Source organism: Lapillicoccus sp. (assembly GCF_025353065.1).
Taxonomy (GTDB): domain Bacteria; phylum Actinomycetota; class Actinomycetes; order Actinomycetales; family Dermatophilaceae; genus Lapillicoccus.
Map to the genome: position 1 here is coordinate 1 of NZ_JANXRJ010000209.1, position 20263 is coordinate 20263.

Sequence of the window (20263 nt, forward strand, 5' to 3'; positions counted from 1 at the left end):
CTAGGGCGTGTCTCCTAATGTGTTGAGCCACAGCACGACAGCTCGCAGGACAACGCCGGCGCGGTAGGTCAGGGCGAGCTTGTCGTAGCGGGTGGCGAGGGCGCGCCACTGCTTGAAGGTGTTGAATCCGCGTTCTACGACGTTGCGGCCTTTGTAGGCGATCGTGTCGAGGGTGGGGGGTCGGCCCCCGGCCCGGCCCCGTCGTTTGCGGTGCCCGATCTGGTCCGACGGCTCGGGGATGACGGCCTTGATCCCGCGCAGCCGCAGCAGTTCTCGGGTCCCGCGCGAGGAGTACGCCTTGTCACCCAGCAGGGCGTCCGGGGTGGTCCGAGGCCGGCCCGGCCCGAACCGCCCGTCCCTACCCAAGCGATGAATCTTCAACGCTGCCAACAGATGCTTCAACATCGGGGAGTCGCCGCTCTGGCCAGGACCGATCAGCATCACCAACGGCAACCCGGTGCCGTCGCACAGCTGGTGGATCTTCGTCGACAACCCCCCGCGGGAGCGGCCTACCGCATGGTCAACCGGCTCGACCCGCAAATTCTTGTAATTCGATCCTGCCCCCTGTGACCTGGGCAGGTCGGGTCGTGTTCGTCCCGTGCTGGTGCGCCCGGTTGACCGTGGAGTCCACGGACACGTTCCAGTCGACCAGCCCCCGCGAGTCAGCCTCGGCCAGGAGAACGGCCAGGACCCGGTCCCAGGTCCCGTCACCAGCGAACCGCCGGTGCCGCTTCCACACCGTCTGCCACGGCCCGAACACTGCCGGCAGATCGCGCCAGGCACAGCCCGCCCGATACCGGTACATGATGCCCTCCACTAAGGGTCGGTGATCAGCAAAACGCTTGCCCCGCTTGCCATCCGAGGTCGGCAGCAACGGCACGATCCGACTCCACTGGGCATCATTCAGGACCTGAGTACGCGACATGACCCCAGAATCACCCAGCCCACCCCCAGACTTTTGGAGACACGCCCTAGGCGCGTCGGGCGCGTCGGGCGCGTCGGGCGCGTCGGGCGCGGCGGGCGCGTCGGGCGCGTCGGGCGCGGCGGCGCAGGCGCGCGCTACCGGGGTGGAGCAGGTCGTACAGGACCTGACGACGCCGACGTCGCAGACCACGGCGAACCCGGACGGGACGTTCACCCAGGTGCAGTCGCTGCTGCCGACCCGGGTCGCCGCCGCCGGGGGCTGGGTCCCGGTCGATGCCACCCTGCAGACGGGTGCCGACGGGATGATTCACCCGGTCGCCGCCCCCACCGATGTCGCGTTCTCCGCCGGTGGCAGCGGCCCCCTGGTCCAGGTCACCGACGCTGGCGGGCGCAGTCTGACGATCACCTACCCCACCGCGTTGCCGCAGCCGGTCCTGAGCGGGGCGACCGCGACCTACCCGGAGGTCATGCCCGGGGTCGACCTCGTCGTTACCGCGACCGACGGGGGCGGGTTCAGTGAGGTCCTGGCCGTCAAGACCCCCGCCGCGGCGACAAACCCCGCCCTGAAAAGCATCAACTTCGCCGTAAAGGCTCCCGGTCTGCAGATCACCGACGACCCCACCACCGGCGCCCTGCACGGCACGGACTCCTCAAACATGTTGCAGTTCACCGCTCCGACCCCGTTGATGTGGGACTCCACCGTCGCCAACCCCTCCAGCCCAGGCAGCCCGGGGGCGCCCCCGCCGGACCCCTCCGACGGCAGCGCCCCCGGCGAGCAGGCCAAGACCGCCGTCGTCGACGCGACCGTCGGGGCCCCGACGACCTCCGCCGGCGAGACCACTCAGACTCTCAGCGTCAAACCCGACCAGGGCGTGCTGGGCAGCTCTGCCACCGTGTACCCGGTCTACATCGACCCGTACTTCTCCGCCCGCGGCGACCGGCAGAACTTCACCTGGGTCCAGTCCGGGTGCCCGAACGTCAGCAACTACAACTCCCAGTCCGCCGCTCCCGGCGTCGGCTACAACAACTACGCCGGGTGCATCGGCGTGGAGCGGGCCCTCTTCCAGCTCGACACCCAGGGCCTGGCGAACACCGTCGTGAACTCCGCGACCCTGCAGACCAGCGTGACCCATACCGCGAAGGGTTGCCCTGCCCCGGCCTACTCGGCCACCGCCACCTACGTCGGCGGCTTCAGCGCCCAGACGACCTGGAACGCGCAACCGGGTGTTGTGACCGGCACCGACGCCGACTCCAACACCCAGAACGTCACCCACTGCGCGGACACGACCCCGGTCAACGTCAACTTCGACGTGACCAAGTCCATCCGCACCACCGTCCGCAACGGCGCCACCAGCGTCAACTACCAGCTGACGGGCAACGAGGGTGACGCGTACGCGTTCATGCGGTTTGCGAACAACCCGATCTTGACCACGGTCTACGACCGGACCCCGAACGTCCCGACCGGCCTCGGCACCGACCCCGCCCCGGTTAACACCTGGATCGGTGCCACCAACGCCGCCACCCCGGTCAGCCTGTCCGCGACCGTCTCCAGCCCCATCGGCGGGCAGGTCGTCTACGGGGTCTTCACCCTGACCGACACCACCACCGGCGCCACACCCCTCAACGCGGCCAGAAGCACCGAGAACGCCGTCACCTCCGGCACCGTCCACCATGACACCCCGGTACTGACGAACGGGCACGACTACAGCTGGTCGGTGTACACCTCGGACGGCATCCTCAGCTCCGCCGCCGCCAACGGCTCCGCCTTCGGCGTCGACACCACCCCACCGACGATGGGCACCATCAGCTCCGCCAGCTACCCCCCGTCCGGCAGCGCCACCCAGACCACGCTGCACGCCGGCAGCGCCGGAACCTTCACCCTCAACGCCACCGACGACCACAGCGGCGTCTCCCGCATCGACTGGCAGCTCAGCCCCTTAGCCACGGGCAATCCGCCAGCCAACAACAGCGTCGGCGGCTCCAAGGCGTTCCCCGCCGGCACCACCTCCGCGACAGCCACCGCCACCGGTGTGACCCCCAGCCGTTGGGGTACGAACACTCTGTTCGTGCGGGTCATCGACCAGGCCGGCAACACCAGCCAGACCAAGCAGTACAGCTTCTACGTCCCCGCCAACCCTGCCAGCACCCCCACCCTCGGCGACATCGACGGTGACCACACCCCCGACATCATCACCACTACCCCCGACGGACGGCTGCGGGTCTACCCCTCGGACAAGGACCCCGGCGTCGTCGTCGACACCAACACCGTCCCATCACAAGGGCCGTACATCGCCAGCCCCAAGGCTGTTGGACCAGGGGGGTCCTGGAGCGGCACCATCCTCACCCACCGCGGGTCGTTCGACGGCGCCGGCACCGTCGATGATGTCTTTGCGTGGAAGACGTTCAACGCGACGACAGCGACGATGACGCTTTACCTCAACGACGGCAGCGGGCACTTCAACGGGAACCAATCGGTTGATGTCCCCCACTTCGGATGCGACAGCAACTGCAGCGACTGCCCCGGCGACTGGTCCAGCCTGACCGCCATGGTCGCGCCCGGACACCTCACCAGCAACAGCCCTTACGACCTCATCACGATCGAGAACAAGAAGATTTGGCTCTACCCAGGAGGCAAACTCGCAGGTCTCAATGCGGCCATCGGTCTCACCCTCACCGGCCCCGGTTTAACACCGATCGACGCCGCGCACTCGGACCTCATCGCCCCGGGCGACGTCGACCATGACGGACACCCCGACCTGTGGATCCGCGACCGGGTCACCGGCACCATCACCCAGTTTCTCGGCACCGCGACCGGGCTGAGCACCACCGGCACCCTCAAGGGGACCGGGTACACCAAAGACTCGGCAGCCACCCTCTACAGCGGGGGCGACTTCCTGCACGACACCACCTCACCCGGCGCCTACGTCCCCAGCCTCGTCGCCCTCACCCCGGCCGGCGCCCTTCAGCTGAGCGAGACCCCGGCGGCCGCCGCATCACAGATCGCCACCGGATCCTTCGGCGCCACCGTCGCGGCGGTCGAGAACCAGACCGTCGCACCCACCCGCAACGTGTACGTCCCGCTCAGCCCGACCCGGTTGGTCGACACCCGAGGAAACCAGAACGGCGGGACTCTGACCACCAGTGCTCGGCGCGCCTGGACCGTGACCGGTACCGCGGGGGTCCCCGCCACCGGGGTCACCGCCGTCGCCGTGTCCGTGACCGGTCTGAACGCCTCCCAGTCGACGTGGCTCCGGTTCGGTGACAACGGGCCCGGGACCGCGACATCCACGATCAACCTGCCCGCCGGTGTCCCGGTCGCGAACTCCGCCATCGTCGTACCCGACGCTCAGGGACAGATCTCCGCCGTCCTCGGCGGCGGCGGCACCGCCGACGTCCTGATCGACGTCGTCGGCTACTACACCGACCAGGCCGACGCCACCACCGCCGGGGTCACCGGCAGCTACTACGTCCCCCTGGCCGGGTCACGGGTCTGCGACAGCCGCGCCAGCACCGGCAACGCCCCCGGCTGCGGGAAACTCCCCGCCGCGACGATCCGCACCGTTACCATCGCCGGCTCCGGCGGTGTCCCCGCCGGGGCCACCGCAGTCACCGTCAACATCACCACCCCCAGCTCCCCCAGCACCTCCGCCCTCGTGGCCTGGGCCGCCGGACAGCCCCAACCCGGAACGACCAGCCTGCACCCCATCGCCGGCCAGTCCTCCTCCGCGACCGCCCAGGTCCAGCTCAGCGCCGCCGGCCAGCTCCTGCTCTACTCCTCCGTCGGCACCCAAGACGTCATCCTCGACGTCCAGGGCTACTACCTGCCCACCACCACCACACCCCCCGCCGGTGCCAGCACCTACGTCCCCATCCCGGCAGCCCGGATCCTCAACACCAACGACCCGGGCCTGTCCGGCACCAGCGCCGCACCCCTGGCCGCCGGCGCCACCCGCACCCTGAAGATCACCGGAGCCACCGACTCCAACGGCAACCCCGTCGCCCCACCCACCGGTGCCTGCGCCGCCGCCCTCCAGATCGCCGTCGTCAGCCAAGGCAGCCCCGGCTACCTCCAGGTCGGACCCCGAGGCGTCACCGTCCCCACCAGCGCCCTCAACTACCCCGCCACACCCGCCCGCACCAACCTGGTCATCAGCAAGCTCAGCGCCGACGGCTCCATCGACATCCACAACGGCGGATCCGCACCCACCGACCTCATCGTCGACCTCATCGGCTACCTCACCCCCCAAAACGGGACCTGTTGACCAAGCGGTACCTGCTCACGATCAAGTCTTGGTCGTCACGAGGCCTGACCCATGGCCTGACCCCTGCCTGACCCCCACCTCAGGTACCTCTCATTTCCCGGCTGCATAGCCAATCCTCACGCCTCTCAACCAGGTTCGGGAGGACAGGCGTGCCCATAGGGCGACCGGTAGTGCCGTTGCGCGCGATGGTCTCCTTGGAGCGGGATGCTTGTCCTTGTGGACCCGTCATCGCTCGTCTCCTCGGGCATCGCCGCCGTCGCTGTTGTTGTCTCAGTTGTGGCGGTGATGGATGCTCGGCGAGCCCGTAAGGCTGCGGAGGCCTCTGCCGATGCTGCGATCCTCATGGCGGAGAACGACGTTGCTCGCCGTGGGGACGAACAACGGGATCGGCGAGTGGCTGCGCTGGCTCAAGTGACCGCCACCATGACCGCTGCCGTGCGCTGGGAGACGTCAACAGATGCCACCCTTGTATTGACCAACCGAGGCGCCGGAGCTGCCTCTGAGGTTGGCCCAGATCCTCCCGTATCGCAAGCCGATCGATTTCGGAGGGACCGACAAGAAGATCGACATGTTCATCATTGATGAGCAAGATTTGCCATCGCGCATCACGTACCGTCCGGGCGGAGCAGATGGTCATGGCTATCTCGAGCCAAGCCGACCGATGACTTTCGAAGAGTATCAACGGCTCGTGCAATCTACCCGCGGAGCCTGGATAAAGGTGATACCGAATGACAACCCTTGAGCGACGTGATTTGATGCTTGACGCAGTGGAGGGTTCCGACGGCTTTGTGAAGCTTCGCGTCGTCGTGCAAGGACTCGCAGACAACGGAGTTGAGGCCGATGTGCTTCTGGAGGATCTTGATCAGATTCGCAAGCTTGTTTCTGAAGAAGACGAGGACAAGGCCATGGATGTTATGGACCTCATCGTTGGATACTGCGCTGATTCCGCTCGCATCAGGTTTCCACGCATTGCCGGATCCTGATGAGGATACTCGAACGCCGTGACTCGATGCTCGAAGCGATTGAGGGGCCAAGCGGATTCCAGAGTCTGCGTGCAGTCATTGTGGAGCTCGTGGAATTTGGCATGTCGGAGGAGGTGCTCATCGAGGACATGGAGCAGCTCCGCGCGTTGCTCGCGCCAAAGGATGAGGACGCCATGCTGGATGTCATGGACCAGCTCGTCGGCTACTGCGCCCAGCAGGCCCGCATCCTCCCGAGACCCCAGCCGGGCGACGCCGACTTCGGCCTCCGGTAGTCACCTCGATCGAGGTGTCGATCACGGCTCCGGTGCTGGCGGGCGCAACCGTCTCTCAAGGGTCCAGCGCCGGAGCGCGTCGGCGATCTCGTCGCCGCCATCACAGGTCAGATGGCTCGGCGCGACGGCACGGACCCGATGCTGATGGCGGCGATGGCCCACCTCAACCTCGTGATGATCCACCCCTACCGTGATGGTGACGGCCGGATGGCTCGCGCCCTGCAGACGCTGGTACTGGCTGGAGATGCCGTCGTGGAACGCACCCGCCGCGACGACCCAAAGATGTCCGTACGTGTCCAGACAGGCGAGGCCCACTCTGGGAAACCTCTCCAGCTCAGGGCGCTGCCGGTCTGCCCGCCACGGCGACGAGGGGGAAGTGGCACGCCGCCGACCGCCCTGGGGCCACTTCCCTCAGCGGTGGGCGCTCGACCGTGCACTTCGCCTGCACGTGCGGGCACCGTGGGTGGAACGGACACCCCATCGGCTTGTTCACCGGGTTGGGCACGTCACCGACGAGCACGATCCGCTCGGGGGCGATCGCGGTGACGCCGTCGTCGATCTCCGGCGCAGCCGAGAGGAGCGCCTCGGTGTAGGGATGTGCGGGCGCCTCGTAGAGATCGTCCGCGTCCGCGACCTCCACGACCTCTCCGAGGTACATGACCGCTATCCGGTCGGACACGTGCCGCACCACGCCGAGGTCGTGAGCGATGAAGACGTAGGTCAGACCGAGCTCGTCCTGCAGGTCCGCGAACAGGTTCAGCACCTGGGCCTGGATGGAGACGTCCAGCGCGGACACGGGCTCGTCGGCCACGATCAGCTGGGGGTCTACGGCCAGGGCGCGGGCGATGCCCACCCGCTGCCGCTGACCGCCGGAGAACTCGTGCGGGTAGCGGTCCACGTGGTCGGCGGACAGACCCACCAGCTCGAACAGCTCGGCGACGCGCGCCGAGATCTGCCGGCCGGAGCGCTCACCGGCGACCTCCATGCCCTCGGCGACCATCTCCCCGACCCGACGTCGAGGGTTCAACGAGGAGTACGGGTCCTGGAAGACGAGCTGGATGTCGCGTCGCACCGGTCGCAGGCGGCGCCGCGACAGGGTCGTGATGTCCTGGCCGGCGAGCTCCACCCGGCCGGACGTGAGGTCGGTCAGGCGCACGAGACACCTCCCCAAGGTGGACTTGCCGCACCCCGACTCCCCGACGATGCCCAGGGTCTGACCCCGACGCACCTCCAGGGACACCCCGTCGACGGCGTGCACCACCTGTCGGGCGCCACGCCGCCACGGCGATCCAGCCACCGGGAAGTGCTTGACGACGTCGGTGGCCCGCAGGAGCACCTCACCTCGCTCGGTCACTCGAACTCCTCCGTCGCGGGGACGATGATCGACTGCTGACCCGGGTCGCCGGCGGCCGTCGCGACCTCGTCGAGCGAGTGCCGCAGCTCGTGTCGGCGGTCCCGAGGCAGCCAGCACGCATCGAGGTGGTCAGCCCCGGCCAGCGGTGGTCGCTCCGCGCACTGGTCGTGGGCGAACCGGCACCGCGGGGCGAAGGCGCAGCCTGACGGCACCGCCAGCGCCGACGCGGGTGACCCGGGGATGGCCGGCAGCCGGCGGACCCGCGGGGCCCGGGCCCGCGGCACCGACCCCAGCAACCCCCAGGTGTAGGGATGGCGGGGGTGGTGGAAGACCTCCTGCCGGGGGCCCTCCTCGGCGGCCCGCCCGGCATACATGACCAGGACGCGATCGGCGAGCTGAGAGACCACGCCCATGTCATGGGTGATGAGGATGATCGACGAGCCGTGGTCGCGTCGGAGCCGCCGCAGGAGGTCGAGCACCTGTGCCTGGGTGGTCACGTCGAGGGCGGTCGTCGGCTCGTCGGCGATGAGCAGGGAAGGGTTGTTGGCCAGACCCATCGCGATGACTGCCCGCTGCCGCATGCCGCCGGAGAACTGGTGGGGGTAGTCGTCGATCCGCCGCGCAGGATCGGGAATGCCCACCTCGGCGAGCAGCTCGACCGCGCGGGCGCGGGCCCGCGCCTTCGACATCGACTGATGCACCCGGATCTGTTCCGCGATGTGCCAGCCCACCGTGTAGACCGGGGTCAACGAGGTCATGGGGTCCTGGAAGATCATCGCGATGTCGCGGCCTCGCAGCACCCGCAGGTCCTTGTCCGCCATGCCCACCAGGTCACTGCCCCGGAACCGGGCGGACCCCTCCACCGTGCAGTTCGGGTCCCGGATGAGACCGAGCATGCTCATCATGGACACGCTCTTTCCGGATCCTGACTCTCCGACCACGCCCAGCACCTCGCCGGGGGCGAGGGAGAAGGACAACCCGTCGACGGCGACGGCGGTGCCCCGCCGGCTCCGGAAGCTGACGCGGAGGTCCTCGACCTCCAGCAGCGGTTCAGACATGGCGCACCCGCGGGTCGAGGGCGGCGTAGACGAGATCCACGAGGGCGTTGGAGAGCACGACGAAGAACGCGGCATACAGGACGGTGCCGAGGATCACCGGCAGGTCCAGGTTCTGCAGGGCGGTGTAGGTCAGCCGCCCCACCCCCGGGAGCCCGAACACCACCTCGGTCAGCAGCGCCGAACCCCCGACCAGCGCCCCGAAGTCCAGGCCGAACAGCGAGACGATCGGGATGAGGGAGCAGCGCAGGGCGTGCTTGATCAGGATCCGTCGCTCGGAGACCCCTTTAGCGCGGGCGGTCCGGACGTAGTCCTCGTCGAGCGCGCCCATCATCTCCGAACGCAGGACCCGCGCGTAGATGCCCGCGTACAGCACGGCGAGGGTCAGCCATGGGAACAGCAGTCGCAGTGCCCACTGGGCCGGGTTCTGGGTCAGCGGAACGTAGCCCAGCGGCGGCACCCAGGAGAACACGCTGTCGTGCAGGCGGCTCTGGGTGACCAGGTTGACCACCTCACCGAGCCAGTACACCGGTATCGACACCCCGACGACGCCGACCAGGACGATCAGCGGGTCGGCTGCGCGGCCACGCCACGCCGCGGCCAGGGTGCCCATGGCGACACCCACCACCATCCAGAGGACCGCCGCCCCCAGCACCAGGGACAAGGTCACCGGGACGGCGTGCACGATCTGCGGGATGACCAGCACGCCACGGTTGACGAACGACGTCAGGTCACGGTCGACGAACAGGTGCTTCATCATCAGCGCGTATCTGACCGGCAACGGTTGGTCCAGCCCGAACTCGGCCTGCACCTGCGCCAACGTCGCCTGGTCGGCGTTGCGGCCCGCGATCCGGGCCGCCGGGTCGACACCCGGGGTGGCGAAGAAGATCAGAAACACCAGAACCGAGATCGAGACGAGCACGAAGACCGCGGCCCCGAACCGCGCCAGCGCGAACCGGACCATCAGCCGGCCCCCCGCAGCCGCGCCCGCGGATCGAGGGCCTCACGAACTCCGTCACCGAACAGGTTGAGCACCACCGCGGTCAGCGCGATCGCGATTCCGGGCGCGAGGGTGACCGCAGGCCTGGTGTAGAGCAGGTCCAGTCCGTCGTTGATGATCGTGCCCCAGCTGGCCTGCGGGGGCTGCACCCCCACGGAGAGGAACGACAGCGCGGACTCGGTGAGCATCGACAGGGCAGTCATGAGGGGCAGGAACACCACCACCGTCGGCGCCACGTTGGGCACGACGTCCCGGCGCATGATCCGCAGGTCCGAGGACCCCACCCCGATCGCGGCGGCCACGAACTCCTTCTCCTTCAGTGCCATCACCTGGCCACGAATGGGACGAGCCACATACGGGACGTAGACGATGCCGATGATCAGCACCGGTAGCCACAGGCTGCCCGCTCCGATGGAGATCGGACCGATCCTGACGCCGCTGGTCAGCAGCACCACCGACAGGCTGATCGCCAGCAGGTAGACCGGGAAGGCCCACACCACGTCCAGCAGCCGCGACAGGACACCGTCGACGACGCCGCCGAAGTAGCCGGCGAGAACCCCGATGATCCCGGCGAGCAGACAACAGAGCAGTGCCGCGGAGAATCCGATCAGCAGGCTGTTGCGGCCGCCGTAGAGCAGCCGGGCCATGACGTCACGGCCCTGACCGTCTGAGCCGAGGAAGTAGTGCGTCAGGTCCCACGTCGGTCCGATGGGGGTGACCCCCAGCCCCAGGCCGGTGGTGCTCGGTGCCAGGACCGGAACGGTCTGACCTCCGATCACCGTCGTGCCGGCGACGTTCGACGCGAAGGGGTCGGTGTGGGCGATGGAGCTCGCGTAGAACGGGGCCAGCAGACACACCACCAGGATCAGGAAGAACACCACCAGCGAGGCCATTGCTGAACGGTTTCGTCGAATCTGCCGCAGCGCGGTGCCCCAGGGCCCGGGCGACGTGACGACGGCCGCGAGCGGGATCGGGGTGGGCGCCGCCGGCGAGTCTTCCGAGGCCTTCCGGTCAGCGGTGGCCGTCACCCGCCACTCACTTCGTCCACAGCTGGCTGACCTGCATGTAGAACTGCTTGCTGAACTGGTAGTTGCCGACCCGACTGGACACGAAGTCGATCAGCTTGGGCGTGAACAGCGGAGCCACCACGGCGTCCGACATCGTCTGCTTGTCGACGGCAGCCCACTGCGCGTTCGCGGCCGACTCGTCGGTGCGGACCGTCACCAAAGCCTGCTGCATCGTTGCGTCGTGGGCCTTGTCGCAGAGCCCGGAGATGTTGATCGAGGAGTCGCTACCCGGGGTGAACGAGGCGCACGAGGTCAGGACGTTGAGGAAGTCCGACGCGGCCGGGTAGTCCTGGTACCACTGCGACAGGCTGATCTGGACCTTGTTCTTGGTGTTCTGGATGTAGGTGAACTGGATGTTGGCCGAGATCGGCTTGAGGGTGGCCTTCCAGCCGAGCTGGGTGAAGAGGCTCTGCAGGTACTGCCCGATCGACTTGTTCACCTCGTCGTCCGTGGTAACGATGCCGACCTCCATTCCGGCGGTACCCGACTCCTGCACCAGCTGCTTGGCCTTGGCCAGGTCGGGGGCGGTCCAGGTCGTCCCTCCGCCGGCGGTGTACTGGCAGTCGTCGGCGTGGCCGGGGAATCCGGGGGGCAGGAACGTGCATACCGGCTGGGCGAGCTTGGCCCCGCCGTAGAGCTTCACGACAGCATTGCGATCGACCGCCCAGTTGACGGCCTGGCGCGCCTTGACGTTGTCGAAGGGCGCGAGGTTGTGGTTCATCGGCAGGTACCACATCGCGGTCAAGGTGTTGATGTGGGCCTGGTTGGCGTACTTGGTGCCGATCTCCTGAAGCCGGTCAGCCGGTGGTGGGTCGAAGACCCAATCGGCCTGACCGTTCTCCACCGCCGTCACCGCCGCCTCGACCGTCAGGCCGAAGCTCTCGGTGATGGTGTCGGAGTAACCCTGGGGCTGCGCGTCGTGCGACCACTCCGTGAAGCTGGGGTTGCGCACCAGCGTCAGTGCGGTGTTGGGGTCGTAGGAGGCGATCATGTATGGGCCGGTGGTCGGGATCGGTGTGCTGCCAGCGTCTTTCGGCGGAGAGTTGGCGGGCAGGATCGACGCGTGCGGCACCGAGAGCTTGTACTTGAGCTCGGGATCAGGAGCAATGAGGTTGATGACGACCGTGCCCGCGCCCTTGTCGACGACGACGCCCTTGCTGAGGTCGCAGGTGGCGGGCGTCTTCACGCACTCCGCGGCTCCCACGATGCCGGAGTAGAAGGAACCGGCGGTCGGGCTGGAGACCGTGAAGATCCGCTTGAAGGATGCGGCGACGTCGGTGACGGTGACCTCCTGCCCGTTGGAGAACTTGACCCCCTTGCGGAGGGTGAAGCTGTAGGTCTTGCCTCCGTTGCTGACCGTCGGCAGCGCCTGCGCCAGATCGGGCACCACGGTGAAGGACTGTTGGCCGTTGACCTTCTTGAAGGCCAGCAGACCGTCGTACATCGCCTGGTACAGCTGCCAGTACTGCAGCGTGTAGTTCACCTGGGGGTCGAGGGTCCCGCCGGCGGCCTTGGCGAGCAGCTTCAGGTCACCGCCCTTGTGCTGCGTCTGGAACGTGGCAGGAGCGGCCGCGTCCGCCGCACCCGACCCGGCGGTGCCGGTGGCGGTCGGGCTGGGCGAGGAGGTGCAGGCCGACAAGGTCAGGGCGATCGCTGCCCCCACAGCGGCACCGGCACGCACACGAGATGAGCTCATCAGGTTCCTTCGGGTCAGGATTCGGTGGGGGGCTGGTCGTGCTGGTCGTGCTCGTCGTGCCGGTCGTGCTGGTGGACGGACGCGAGGAAGCTGGTGACCACCTCGAGGTAGCGGTCCTCCTCCTCGACCTGGGGCAGGTGACTCGACTCGGCGAACCTCTCCCACCGCACGTCGGGTATCGCGTCGGCGAACGGTTGCATGCAGGCGTCGGTCGCCTCGTCGTAGCGCCCGTTGATGAGCAGGGTCGGTGCCGTGATCCGGCCAGCTCGGTCCACGATGCTCCACCCTTTGAGGGTGCCGATCACGTGGAACTCGCTGGGCCCGTTCATGGTGTGGTAGACGGTGGGGTCCTCGGCCAGCTTCGCGAAGCTCGCCGCCACCTCCGGTGGGTTGGGCACCACACGGCATACGTGCCGGTCGTAGAACACCTGTTCCGCGGCCGCGTACTCGGCCGAGTCGGTGGTCCCGGCCTGCTCGTGGGCCAGCAGGGTGGCCTGCACCTCCGCCGGGAGCTCGCCCCGCAGCCGGTTGGCCTCGGCGAGCCAGAGCTCCATGGAGGCAGGCGAATTCGCGATGACCAAGGCGCGCAGACCGGCCGGCTGCCGTGCGGCGTGCTCGGCGCCGAGCATCCCGCCCCACGACTGACCGAGCACCGAGTAGTCGCCCGCGACGTCGAGCTTGCTCAGCAGGTTGTCGAGCTCGTCGAGGAAGAGCTCCACCGTCCAGAAGTCCGCCCCCCGGTCGCGGAGGTGGGTCGAGTTGCCGCAGCCGAGCTGGTCGTAGTGGATGACGGCGCGACCCGTGGCGGCGACACCTGCGATCCGCAGGGTGTAGTCGTGGGGCACGCCGGGGCCGCCGTGGAGGACGACCAGCGGGGTCTGCCCGGAGTCGAGGTCCCCGGTGATGCGGTACCAGGTCTCGAAACCGCGGAAGTCGACCGTTCCCTCGCGACTCGCTCTCGGCATGACTCGTTGCGCGATGGTCACCAGGGCCTCCTGTCCAACCGGCAGCGCTCGGTGCGCCGTCGTGCAGGACACGTTCGCACCGGAATGGTTTGCCGGGAAGACCTTTTATGTAACATCCGTGTTTCATTTCCTCCTGCCGTCCTGTGGGATGCCCACGGGTCGTGGAAAGTAGTGCTGATCGCGGACTTCACGAGGGGGAACGATGGCGAAGACGGGCTTGGCCAGTGAGGCGGTCGCCATGGCGCCGTTGACCGTCCCGACGGTCGTCGACGAGGTCGTCGACCGTCTGCTCACCGCCCTCGCGCTGGGGGAGTTCGTTCCGGGAGAACGTCTTCCGGCGGAACGGGAGATGGCCCGGCTTCTCGGGGTGAGCCGCTCGACGGTGCGGGTGGCCCTGACCCGGCTCCGGGAGGGCGACGTGGTCGAGGTCAGGCGAGGTCGAGCCGGCGGTGCTTTCGTCACGCAGAGCTGGCAGCCCGAGTCCGCCGCAGCGGTCAGCCGCACACTCGTCCCCCGCCGCGCCGAGATCGAGGAGCTCGGCGACCTGCGCTGCCGGTACGAGGAGATGGTGGCCCGGACCGCCGCAGAGGTCCGGACAGTCGCGGCCGCCGACGAGCTGCTGTCGCTGCTCGACGCCTTCGTCCGAGCGCGAACCCCGGAGGACGAGCATCGGGCCGACATGGCGATCCACCAGGGGGTACTGCGTGCGACGGGGAACCCGCAGATGGCCGCGATCAGCCGCGAGCTGCTGACCCGGACGTCGCTCGGGCTGTCGATCGAACCTTACGACCGCGACCTCTACGGGCAGGCGGTCACCGAGCACACCGCGCTCGTGACGGCGATCGTCGAGGGCAGGGTCGCCGTCGCCGGCGCCATCGCTCGTGAGCACTTCGCGATGTCGGCTCGCACGTTGCGGAAAGTGATATCCCGCAGCGCCGACATTCAGCATCCAGGGCGGTGAGCAGCTCGAGCGCCGCCGGCCGCGTCAGATCTTGAGGCCGGTCTTCTCCAGGATCAACCGGGCGGCGCTGTTCCTCGCCACGTCCTTGCTCGAGTCGGACAACGGTTCCGTGATGGTCACCGTGCCGTGCGGGCCGAAGACCTTCATCTTGCCGGTGCCGGCGCGTTCCACCTCGCCGCCCGCCTTCTGGATCTTCTTGACGAGGTCCCGAGCAGCCGAGGAGCGCCAGCGTTCCACCATGGATTCAGCCTACGCGCGTGGTCGGGGTCCGAAAAGCTGGGCTGGTGGGAGATCGGTTCAGCCACCGCGGTGACCAGTAGGGGCGGTGCTCTTTGCCCGACCCTGCGGCCTGGTGGTCTGCCTCGAGGAGCCTCAGGGCTGGTGGTGCGCAAGACCGATGTGGCCTGCCGCGCCGGTGCTCGGTGCAGCAGGTCAGAAACCTCGAGCGGGACGCAGCGTTGACCCCTGCAAGACGCACCGAAGCGGGGTACCGGACCTGGACCGAGGCCCACGCACCGGCCGCCGTGACCTAGGGGTGCACGCGCCGCGCCCGTCGGCCCGATCGAGGTCCAGACCACCATCCGCCCCGTCCACCGCTACCGACTTCGACCTCCACACGATGCTCCGGCTGCCGACGGGCATCTTCTACTCACAGGGGAAGAAGGTCGCCCGCCCCCGGTGTGCCCTCGACAGAGCGGCTCTGGGTCTACGACCTGCCGCAGACGCAGAGCTCCGAGCGAGGTGTTTCCGCGGCACGAAAGGATTCACATGGGCGACGCACGGGTCGCCGCATCGGCGCTTGGCGCACCAACGAGCTCTTCACCCTCAAGCAGAAACCGCTCCGGCAGGCCGACCTGGAAGACCTCGTCGCGGCATACCGGCCGGGTGGGCAGAGGTCGTGAGCTGACCGAGGGAGCGGCCCATCGACGCCTGGCTCAGCGGCCGGAACCGCTCTGACTGAGGGTCTTCGCCACCTCGCGGCGCACGACCTTGCCCATCGCATTGAGGGGCAGCTCCTCGACCACGACGAACCGCCGCGGGACCTTGTATGCCGCGAGCGACTCGCGCGCATGCGCGCCGAGATCCTCGGGAAGCCGCTCCAGACCGTCGACCAGCACGACCGCGGCCACCACCTCCTCGCTCCCGCCCGCGGACGGTAGGCCCACGACCGCGACGTCGAGCACCCCGTCGTGCGAACGGAGTACGGCCTCGACCTCGGAGGGGTAGACGTTGAAGCCGCCGGTGATGATCACCTCCTTGATGCGGTCGACGACCGTGAGGAACCCCCGCTCGTCCATCGTCACGATGTCGCCCGTGCGGAACCACCCGTCGTGGAAAGCGGCCGCCGTCTCGTCCGGCATACCGCGGTAGCCGTCGAACACCTGCGGACCACGCACGATCAGCTCGCCGCGGTCACCGAGCGGGACCTCCCGGTCGAGGTCCTCCACGTCGGCGACGCGCACGTCGACGTCGGGGAACGGCACACCGATCGACCCGGGCCGACGCTCGGTCGTCATCGGGTTGCCGACGATCACCGGCGAGGTCTCGGTGAGACCGTAGCCCTCGACGAGCAGCCCTCCGGTTGCAGCCTCCCAGCGCTCGACGAGCTCGGCCGGCAGCGGCATAGCGCCCGAGAGGCCGTAGCGAATTCCTTGCAACGACAGGCCTCGTCGCTCGGCTTCGGTGACGAGCCGCTCGTAGAGGGGCGGCACCGCCGGCACGAAGGTCGGGATCTGCCGCTCGATCGCCTCCATGAGCAGACCGATCTCCGGTTTGGGCAGCAGCACGAGGGTGGCGCCCAAGCTGGTGCCGACGAGGATCCCGACGGTGACGCCGTAGGCGTGGAACAGCGGAAGGGCGAGCAGGAAGGTCTCGCGGCCCTCGTCCAGGCCCGGCACCCAGGCCCGGCCCTGCTCGACATTGGCGACGAGGTTGCGATGACGCAGCGGGACGCCCTTGGGCACGCCGGTCGTGCCGGACGTGTAGAGCAGCAGGGCGACGTCGTCGGCCTCGGGTCGATGGTGCGAGGCGTCGAGAGGTGGCGACGTGAGGAGGTCCCGCCACGGGATCGCACCCGGCGCCGGGGACGTCAGCTGCTCGCGGGCGGCGCGGGCCTTCGCGAGGGGGAGCCGCAGCGCCAGGCGCTTGAGCAGCGGAAGCTCGGAGGTGAGGTCGACCGCCACGACGTGCTCGACGCTGGAGGTGCCGCGAAGTTCCTCGATCACCGGGACCACCTTGTCCCAGACGATGGCGACCCTGGCCGCGTGGTCGACGAACGGGTGACGGAGCTCACCGGCGGTGTAGAGGGGGTTGTGCTCGACCACTGTGGCACCGAGGCGCAGCACCGCGAAGAAGGCGATGACGTGCTGCGGGCAGTTGGGCATGAGGAGGGCGACGTTGTCGCCGGCGCCGACACCGAGCCGGCGCAGTCCCTCAGACACCCTGTCGACCCGCTCGCCGACCTCGCCCCACGTCGTCCCCGCCCCGAGGAAGTCCAGCGCTCGGCGGTCGGGCCACCGAGCGACCGTGGCCTCGAGCTGGTCGATCAGCGTCGTGTCCCCGTGGTCGAGATGGAGTGGCACACCGGGTCCGTAGGACGACGCCCATACGGGTTCCTGAGCCGCCATGACGAAGACTTCCTCACTGCCGTGGGCACGGCGGGTTCGGGGATGTCGTCACCGTACCGCCGTCCTCGGCTAGGCCTGTGCGAGCGCCGCGGCATACGCGATCACCAGTCGCAGCGTCTCCGTCACCTGCCCCGCGAGCTGCTCGGCAGGGACCTGACCCTGCTCGCGCAGCTCCGTCCGCGGGGGGATCCCCCTGAGGGCCGCGTCGATGCGCCGTGTCTCACTCCGACTGATCTCGAAGTCCTGCCGGATGTCCGCGAGCACGCCCCGCATCGCCGACCGGGCGACGTCACCACCCGAGTCGATGACGTCCAGTGCCGCATCGAGCCACCGTTCGTCGTCCTCGGCGCACTCCTCGAGCGCGTCGACGACCTCGGAGAAGACCATCATCGTCACCGCGACTGCCGCCGGAGCGCCGTCTTCAAGGATGTCGTACGGCAGCGACACCGCTCGCTGCACCAGTCTTGCCGCCCGGTCGTCGTCACCTTCAGCCAGGGAGCGGGCTGCCTTCGTGAGGAGGTTGTCGGCTGCTGTCCACGACGCCTGACTGAAGGGTGACAGCGCGCGACCGGTGGCCAGCTCGACATCACCCAACCCCCTGTCGGCCGAGAACGGCGTGCCCCACCGAGCGCTCTCCGTCGTCGTCTCCATGCGAACAGCCTATGGATCGGACGCGGGTCAGCGGGTGAGGCGCGACGGGCTCAGCAACCGCACGAACACCGGAATCGTCACGAGGAACACCGCGGTGTGCGCGACGATCAGGGTCGCCACCGAGCTCCAGGCCGTGCCGCCGACCCCGAGCAGCAGGTCGGGCACGAACGAGACCACCAGGACGATGGGGACGAGCACCCGGAGCAGCTGCCCGCCGTTGGGCCGGCGTCCGAGCAGGACCCAGGCGACGGTGGCCACCGCGACACCGACGACGGTGAAGACGGCGAGCGGCGCGGCCGTGAGGGCGCTGACCTCCGGTGCGCCGAGCGCCTTGCCGATGACGGCGACGATCTCGACGGCGATGACGGATCCCACGGCGGCAAGGGCCCCGACACGAGCAACTTCCATACCAGTGGTCGTGGGTGCAGACAGATCGGTTGGCGTGCTCATCTCGAACTCCGTTTCAGAGGGGGGAAGGTGCGGGGGTCGGGCGTTGGACGGGCGGTGAGGAAACGCTTCAGACGTCGCGCCGGCGGATGGCCACGGTGGCGGCGCCGAGCGCGAGGACGACCCAGGCGATCAGCACGACGGCGCCCGCTCCGGCGCTGAGATCGGTGGCCGGGGGTGTCACCGAGGTGAAGGAGGCGGCGGCATTCGTCGGCAGGTACTTGAGGATCTCGCTCCAGCTGGCCGGGAGCAGTGCGCCGGCGATGCCCGGCAGGATGATGACCCCACCGATGAGCGTCCCGATGCTGGCTGCCGCACTGCGCATGATGATGCCGAGCCCGAGGCCGAGCAGTGCGATCGCGGCGAGGTAGAGCGCCATCCCGATGATGGATCTCAGGACGCCGCTGCCGGACAGCGCGACGGTCGCGGCGCCACCTCGCGAGAGGGTGGCCATCCCGAGGAAGAACGCGCCGAAGACCCCGACCAGCGCGACCGGCAGGACGACGGCCCCGAGCACCGTCGCCTTGCCGAAGACGACCGGCCACCGCCGCGGCACGGCGGCGACGGTCGCCGTGATCATCCGCGAGGCATACTCGCGGGCCCCGGCGAGGCACCCGATGACCCCGAGCAGCAGCACACCGAAGTTGGCCCCGAGGAGCACGGTGGCCAGCGGACCCTCGGCTCGTGGGCCCCCTCCGCCCCCGCTCGCCACCCTGTTGATCGACACGGCGGCCGCGATCACCCCGATGCCGACCATCACGACGAGCACGGCACCGAGGCCGAGCCAGGTGCCGCGCAGCGAGCGCAGCTTGATCCACTCCGAGCGGAGCACGCGCCCCAGCGTCAGCCGGTATGCCGCGTGCTCACCATCGTTCGCGCCGGCCCGGTGTCTTCCGGCAGCCGACCCCACAACCGTTGTGCGTGAATGTGTTTCGGAGATCACGCCGTCAACGGCGAGGCTCTCGGTGGTGGTCATCAGGCTGCCTTTCCTGCATCGGTGGTGGGTTCGTCCGCGTGTCCGTGCTGGACGCTGCCGACGTAGTCCACGGCGTCGCGGGTGAGTTCGAGGTAGGCCGACTCGAGCGAGGCGACCGCGGGGGTCAGGGCGTGCAGGACGAGGCCGTGCTGCGCGGCGATCTCGCCGATCCGCGGCGCGCCGACCCCGGACACGTCGAGCTGGCCCGCCTCGCGCGACGTGATCGTCACGGTGTCGCCGGCCAGCAGGTCGGCCAGCCGCGCCGCGTCGGGTGACACCACGCGGACCCGGTCGTCGGAGGAGCGGGCGATGAAGTCGGTCATCGACGCGTCCGCGAGGATCCGGCCCCGGCCGATCACGACGAGGTGGTCGGCGACGAGCTGCATCTCGCTCATGAGGTGCGACGACAGCAGGACGGTGCGCCCCTCGTCCGCCAGCTCGGTGAGCAGGGCCCGGATCCACTGGATCCCGTCGAGGTCGAGGCCGTTGACCGGCTCGTCGAGGATGAGGACGTCCGGGTCGGCGAGCAGGGCGCTGGCCATCCCCAGACGCTGGCTCATCCCGAGGGAGAACGACCCCGCGGCCTGCCGCGCGACCTCGGTCAACCCCACGGTCTCGAGGACCTGGTCGACGCGGGCCTTCCCGACCCCGACGGTCGCGCCGAGGGCGAGCAGGTGGTTGCGGGCGCTGCGACCCTTGTCGACGGACTTCGCGTCGAGCAGGGCGCCGAGCTCGGCCATGGGTGCCGGCGCGTCGACGTAGGGGCGGCCGTTGACCAGCGCCCTCCCGCTCGTCGGCCGGTCGAGGCCGAGGATCATCCGCATCGTCGTGGACTTGCCGGCGCCGTTGGGGCCGAGGAAGCCGGTCACGACACCCGGCTCCACGGTGAAGTCGATGGAATCGACGGCGACGACGTCGCCGTAGACCTTGCGCAGCTGCTGGACCTCGATCATGAGGGAAACCTTCGATCTCGTTGGTGTCCCTCAAGACTGGCCGGGTCGCCGCGCTCGCACATCCTCCCCA

The 20263-nt window shown here is 68.8% G+C and carries 19 protein-coding genes and 1 pseudogene; 7 read left to right on the plus strand and 13 right to left on the minus strand.

Translation table 11 applies throughout. From position 1 onward, the window contains the following. A protein-coding gene (locus tag Q0R63_RS15930; protein WP_295699334.1) for an IS5 family transposase occupies nucleotides 1–925 on the minus strand; the annotation gives its coding sequence in 2 pieces (ribosomal slippage) (nucleotides 1–564 and nucleotides 566–925; 924 coding nt in all). Between the two features lie 142 nt (nucleotides 926–1067). Here Q0R63_RS15930 and Q0R63_RS15935 point away from each other — a divergent pair. The 5 genes and pseudogenes from Q0R63_RS15935 to Q0R63_RS24635 all read left to right on the plus strand — a co-directional run. Next, nucleotides 1068–5186 (plus strand): hypothetical protein, encoded by a 4119-nt coding sequence (locus tag Q0R63_RS15935; RefSeq protein ID WP_295699336.1) that lies wholly within the window; start codon nucleotides 1068–1070, stop codon nucleotides 5184–5186. A gap of 505 nt (nucleotides 5187–5691) precedes the next feature. Beyond that, nucleotides 5692–5928: a hypothetical protein gene (locus Q0R63_RS15940; protein WP_295699339.1), complete on the plus strand. Its 237-nt coding sequence runs from the start codon at nucleotides 5692–5694 to the stop codon at nucleotides 5926–5928. Then, nucleotides 5915–6169, plus strand: coding sequence for a hypothetical protein (locus tag Q0R63_RS15945; protein WP_295699341.1), 255 nt, complete (start codon nucleotides 5915–5917; stop codon nucleotides 6167–6169). The genes Q0R63_RS15940 and Q0R63_RS15945 overlap by 14 nt, the downstream gene beginning before the upstream one ends. Continuing rightward, nucleotides 6169–6441, plus strand: a complete 273-nt coding sequence (locus Q0R63_RS15950; RefSeq protein WP_295699343.1) for a hypothetical protein — start codon at nucleotides 6169–6171, stop codon at nucleotides 6439–6441. Before Q0R63_RS15945 ends, Q0R63_RS15950 begins: the two co-directional genes overlap by 1 nt. Before the next feature lie 111 nt (nucleotides 6442–6552). Next, nucleotides 6553–6618: pseudogene (locus tag Q0R63_RS24635) on the plus strand (hypothetical protein); the annotation flags it as partial. 157 nt (nucleotides 6619–6775) lie between these two features. Here Q0R63_RS24635 and Q0R63_RS15960 read toward each other — a convergent pair. Genes Q0R63_RS15960 through Q0R63_RS15985 form a run of 6 tightly spaced genes read right to left on the minus strand, consistent with a single transcriptional unit; the run spans nucleotide 6776 to nucleotide 13578 of the window. Continuing rightward, entirely contained in the window at nucleotides 6776–7795 is a 1020-nt protein-coding gene (locus Q0R63_RS15960) for an oligopeptide/dipeptide ABC transporter ATP-binding protein (RefSeq protein ID WP_295699349.1), read from the minus strand. Beyond that, nucleotides 7792–8853, minus strand: a complete 1062-nt coding sequence (locus Q0R63_RS15965; protein WP_295699351.1) for an ABC transporter ATP-binding protein — start codon at nucleotides 8851–8853, stop codon at nucleotides 7792–7794. The genes Q0R63_RS15960 and Q0R63_RS15965 overlap by 4 nt, the downstream gene beginning before the upstream one ends. Further along, a complete protein-coding gene (locus Q0R63_RS15970) occupies nucleotides 8846–9814 on the minus strand; it encodes an ABC transporter permease (RefSeq protein WP_295699353.1) in 969 nt (322 codons plus the stop codon). The genes Q0R63_RS15965 and Q0R63_RS15970 overlap by 8 nt, the downstream gene beginning before the upstream one ends. Then, nucleotides 9814–10878 (minus strand): ABC transporter permease, encoded by a 1065-nt coding sequence (locus Q0R63_RS15975; RefSeq protein WP_295699356.1) that lies wholly within the window; start codon nucleotides 10876–10878, stop codon nucleotides 9814–9816. Before Q0R63_RS15975 ends, Q0R63_RS15970 begins: the two co-directional genes overlap by 1 nt. Nucleotides 10879–10885: 7 nt before the next feature. After that, entirely contained in the window at nucleotides 10886–12613 is a 1728-nt protein-coding gene (locus Q0R63_RS15980; RefSeq protein WP_295699359.1) for an ABC transporter substrate-binding protein, read from the minus strand. Between the two features lie 14 nt (nucleotides 12614–12627). Next, nucleotides 12628–13578: a proline iminopeptidase-family hydrolase gene (locus Q0R63_RS15985; protein WP_295699363.1), complete on the minus strand. Its 951-nt coding sequence runs from the start codon at nucleotides 13576–13578 to the stop codon at nucleotides 12628–12630. Nucleotides 13579–13780: 202 nt separating this feature from the next. On the opposite strand from Q0R63_RS15985, the gene Q0R63_RS15990 reads away from it, so the two are divergent. Then, nucleotides 13781–14539, plus strand: a complete 759-nt coding sequence (locus Q0R63_RS15990; RefSeq protein ID WP_295699365.1) for a GntR family transcriptional regulator — start codon at nucleotides 13781–13783, stop codon at nucleotides 14537–14539. A 24-nt stretch (nucleotides 14540–14563) separates the two neighbouring features. On the opposite strand, the gene Q0R63_RS15995 is transcribed toward Q0R63_RS15990, so the two are convergent. Beyond that, the gene (locus Q0R63_RS15995) at nucleotides 14564–14779 is read right to left on the minus strand and encodes a hypothetical protein (protein WP_295699368.1); all 216 of its coding nucleotides are present in this window, start codon (nucleotides 14777–14779) and stop codon (nucleotides 14564–14566) included. A 440-nt stretch (nucleotides 14780–15219) separates the two neighbouring features. Between Q0R63_RS15995 and Q0R63_RS16000 the strand changes: the two genes are divergently transcribed. Next, a complete protein-coding gene (locus Q0R63_RS16000; RefSeq protein ID WP_295699370.1) occupies nucleotides 15220–15441 on the plus strand; it encodes a hypothetical protein in 222 nt (73 codons plus the stop codon). Between the two features lie 33 nt (nucleotides 15442–15474). Here Q0R63_RS16000 and Q0R63_RS16005 read toward each other — a convergent pair whose 3' ends face one another. From Q0R63_RS16005 to Q0R63_RS16025, 5 genes are all read right to left on the minus strand, one after another. Further along, nucleotides 15475–17166: a long-chain-fatty-acid--CoA ligase gene (locus Q0R63_RS16005; protein WP_295699372.1), complete on the minus strand. Its 1692-nt coding sequence runs from the start codon at nucleotides 17164–17166 to the stop codon at nucleotides 15475–15477. A gap of 69 nt (nucleotides 17167–17235) precedes the next feature. Further along, nucleotides 17236–17817, minus strand: a complete 582-nt coding sequence (locus Q0R63_RS16010) for a hypothetical protein (protein WP_295699375.1) — start codon at nucleotides 17815–17817, stop codon at nucleotides 17236–17238. Between the two features lie 27 nt (nucleotides 17818–17844). Continuing rightward, nucleotides 17845–18225 carry a DUF6069 family protein gene (locus tag Q0R63_RS16015; RefSeq protein WP_295699378.1) on the minus strand — a complete coding sequence of 127 codons (381 nt, stop codon included), beginning with the start codon at nucleotides 18223–18225 and terminating at the stop codon, nucleotides 17845–17847. A gap of 109 nt (nucleotides 18226–18334) precedes the next feature. Beyond that, entirely contained in the window at nucleotides 18335–19240 is a 906-nt protein-coding gene (locus Q0R63_RS16020; protein ID WP_295699380.1) for an ABC transporter permease subunit, read from the minus strand. Next, nucleotides 19240–20193, minus strand: a complete 954-nt coding sequence (locus tag Q0R63_RS16025) for an ATP-binding cassette domain-containing protein (protein ID WP_295699385.1) — start codon at nucleotides 20191–20193, stop codon at nucleotides 19240–19242. The genes Q0R63_RS16020 and Q0R63_RS16025 overlap by 1 nt, the downstream gene beginning before the upstream one ends. Between the last annotated feature and the right edge of the window lie 70 nt (nucleotides 20194–20263).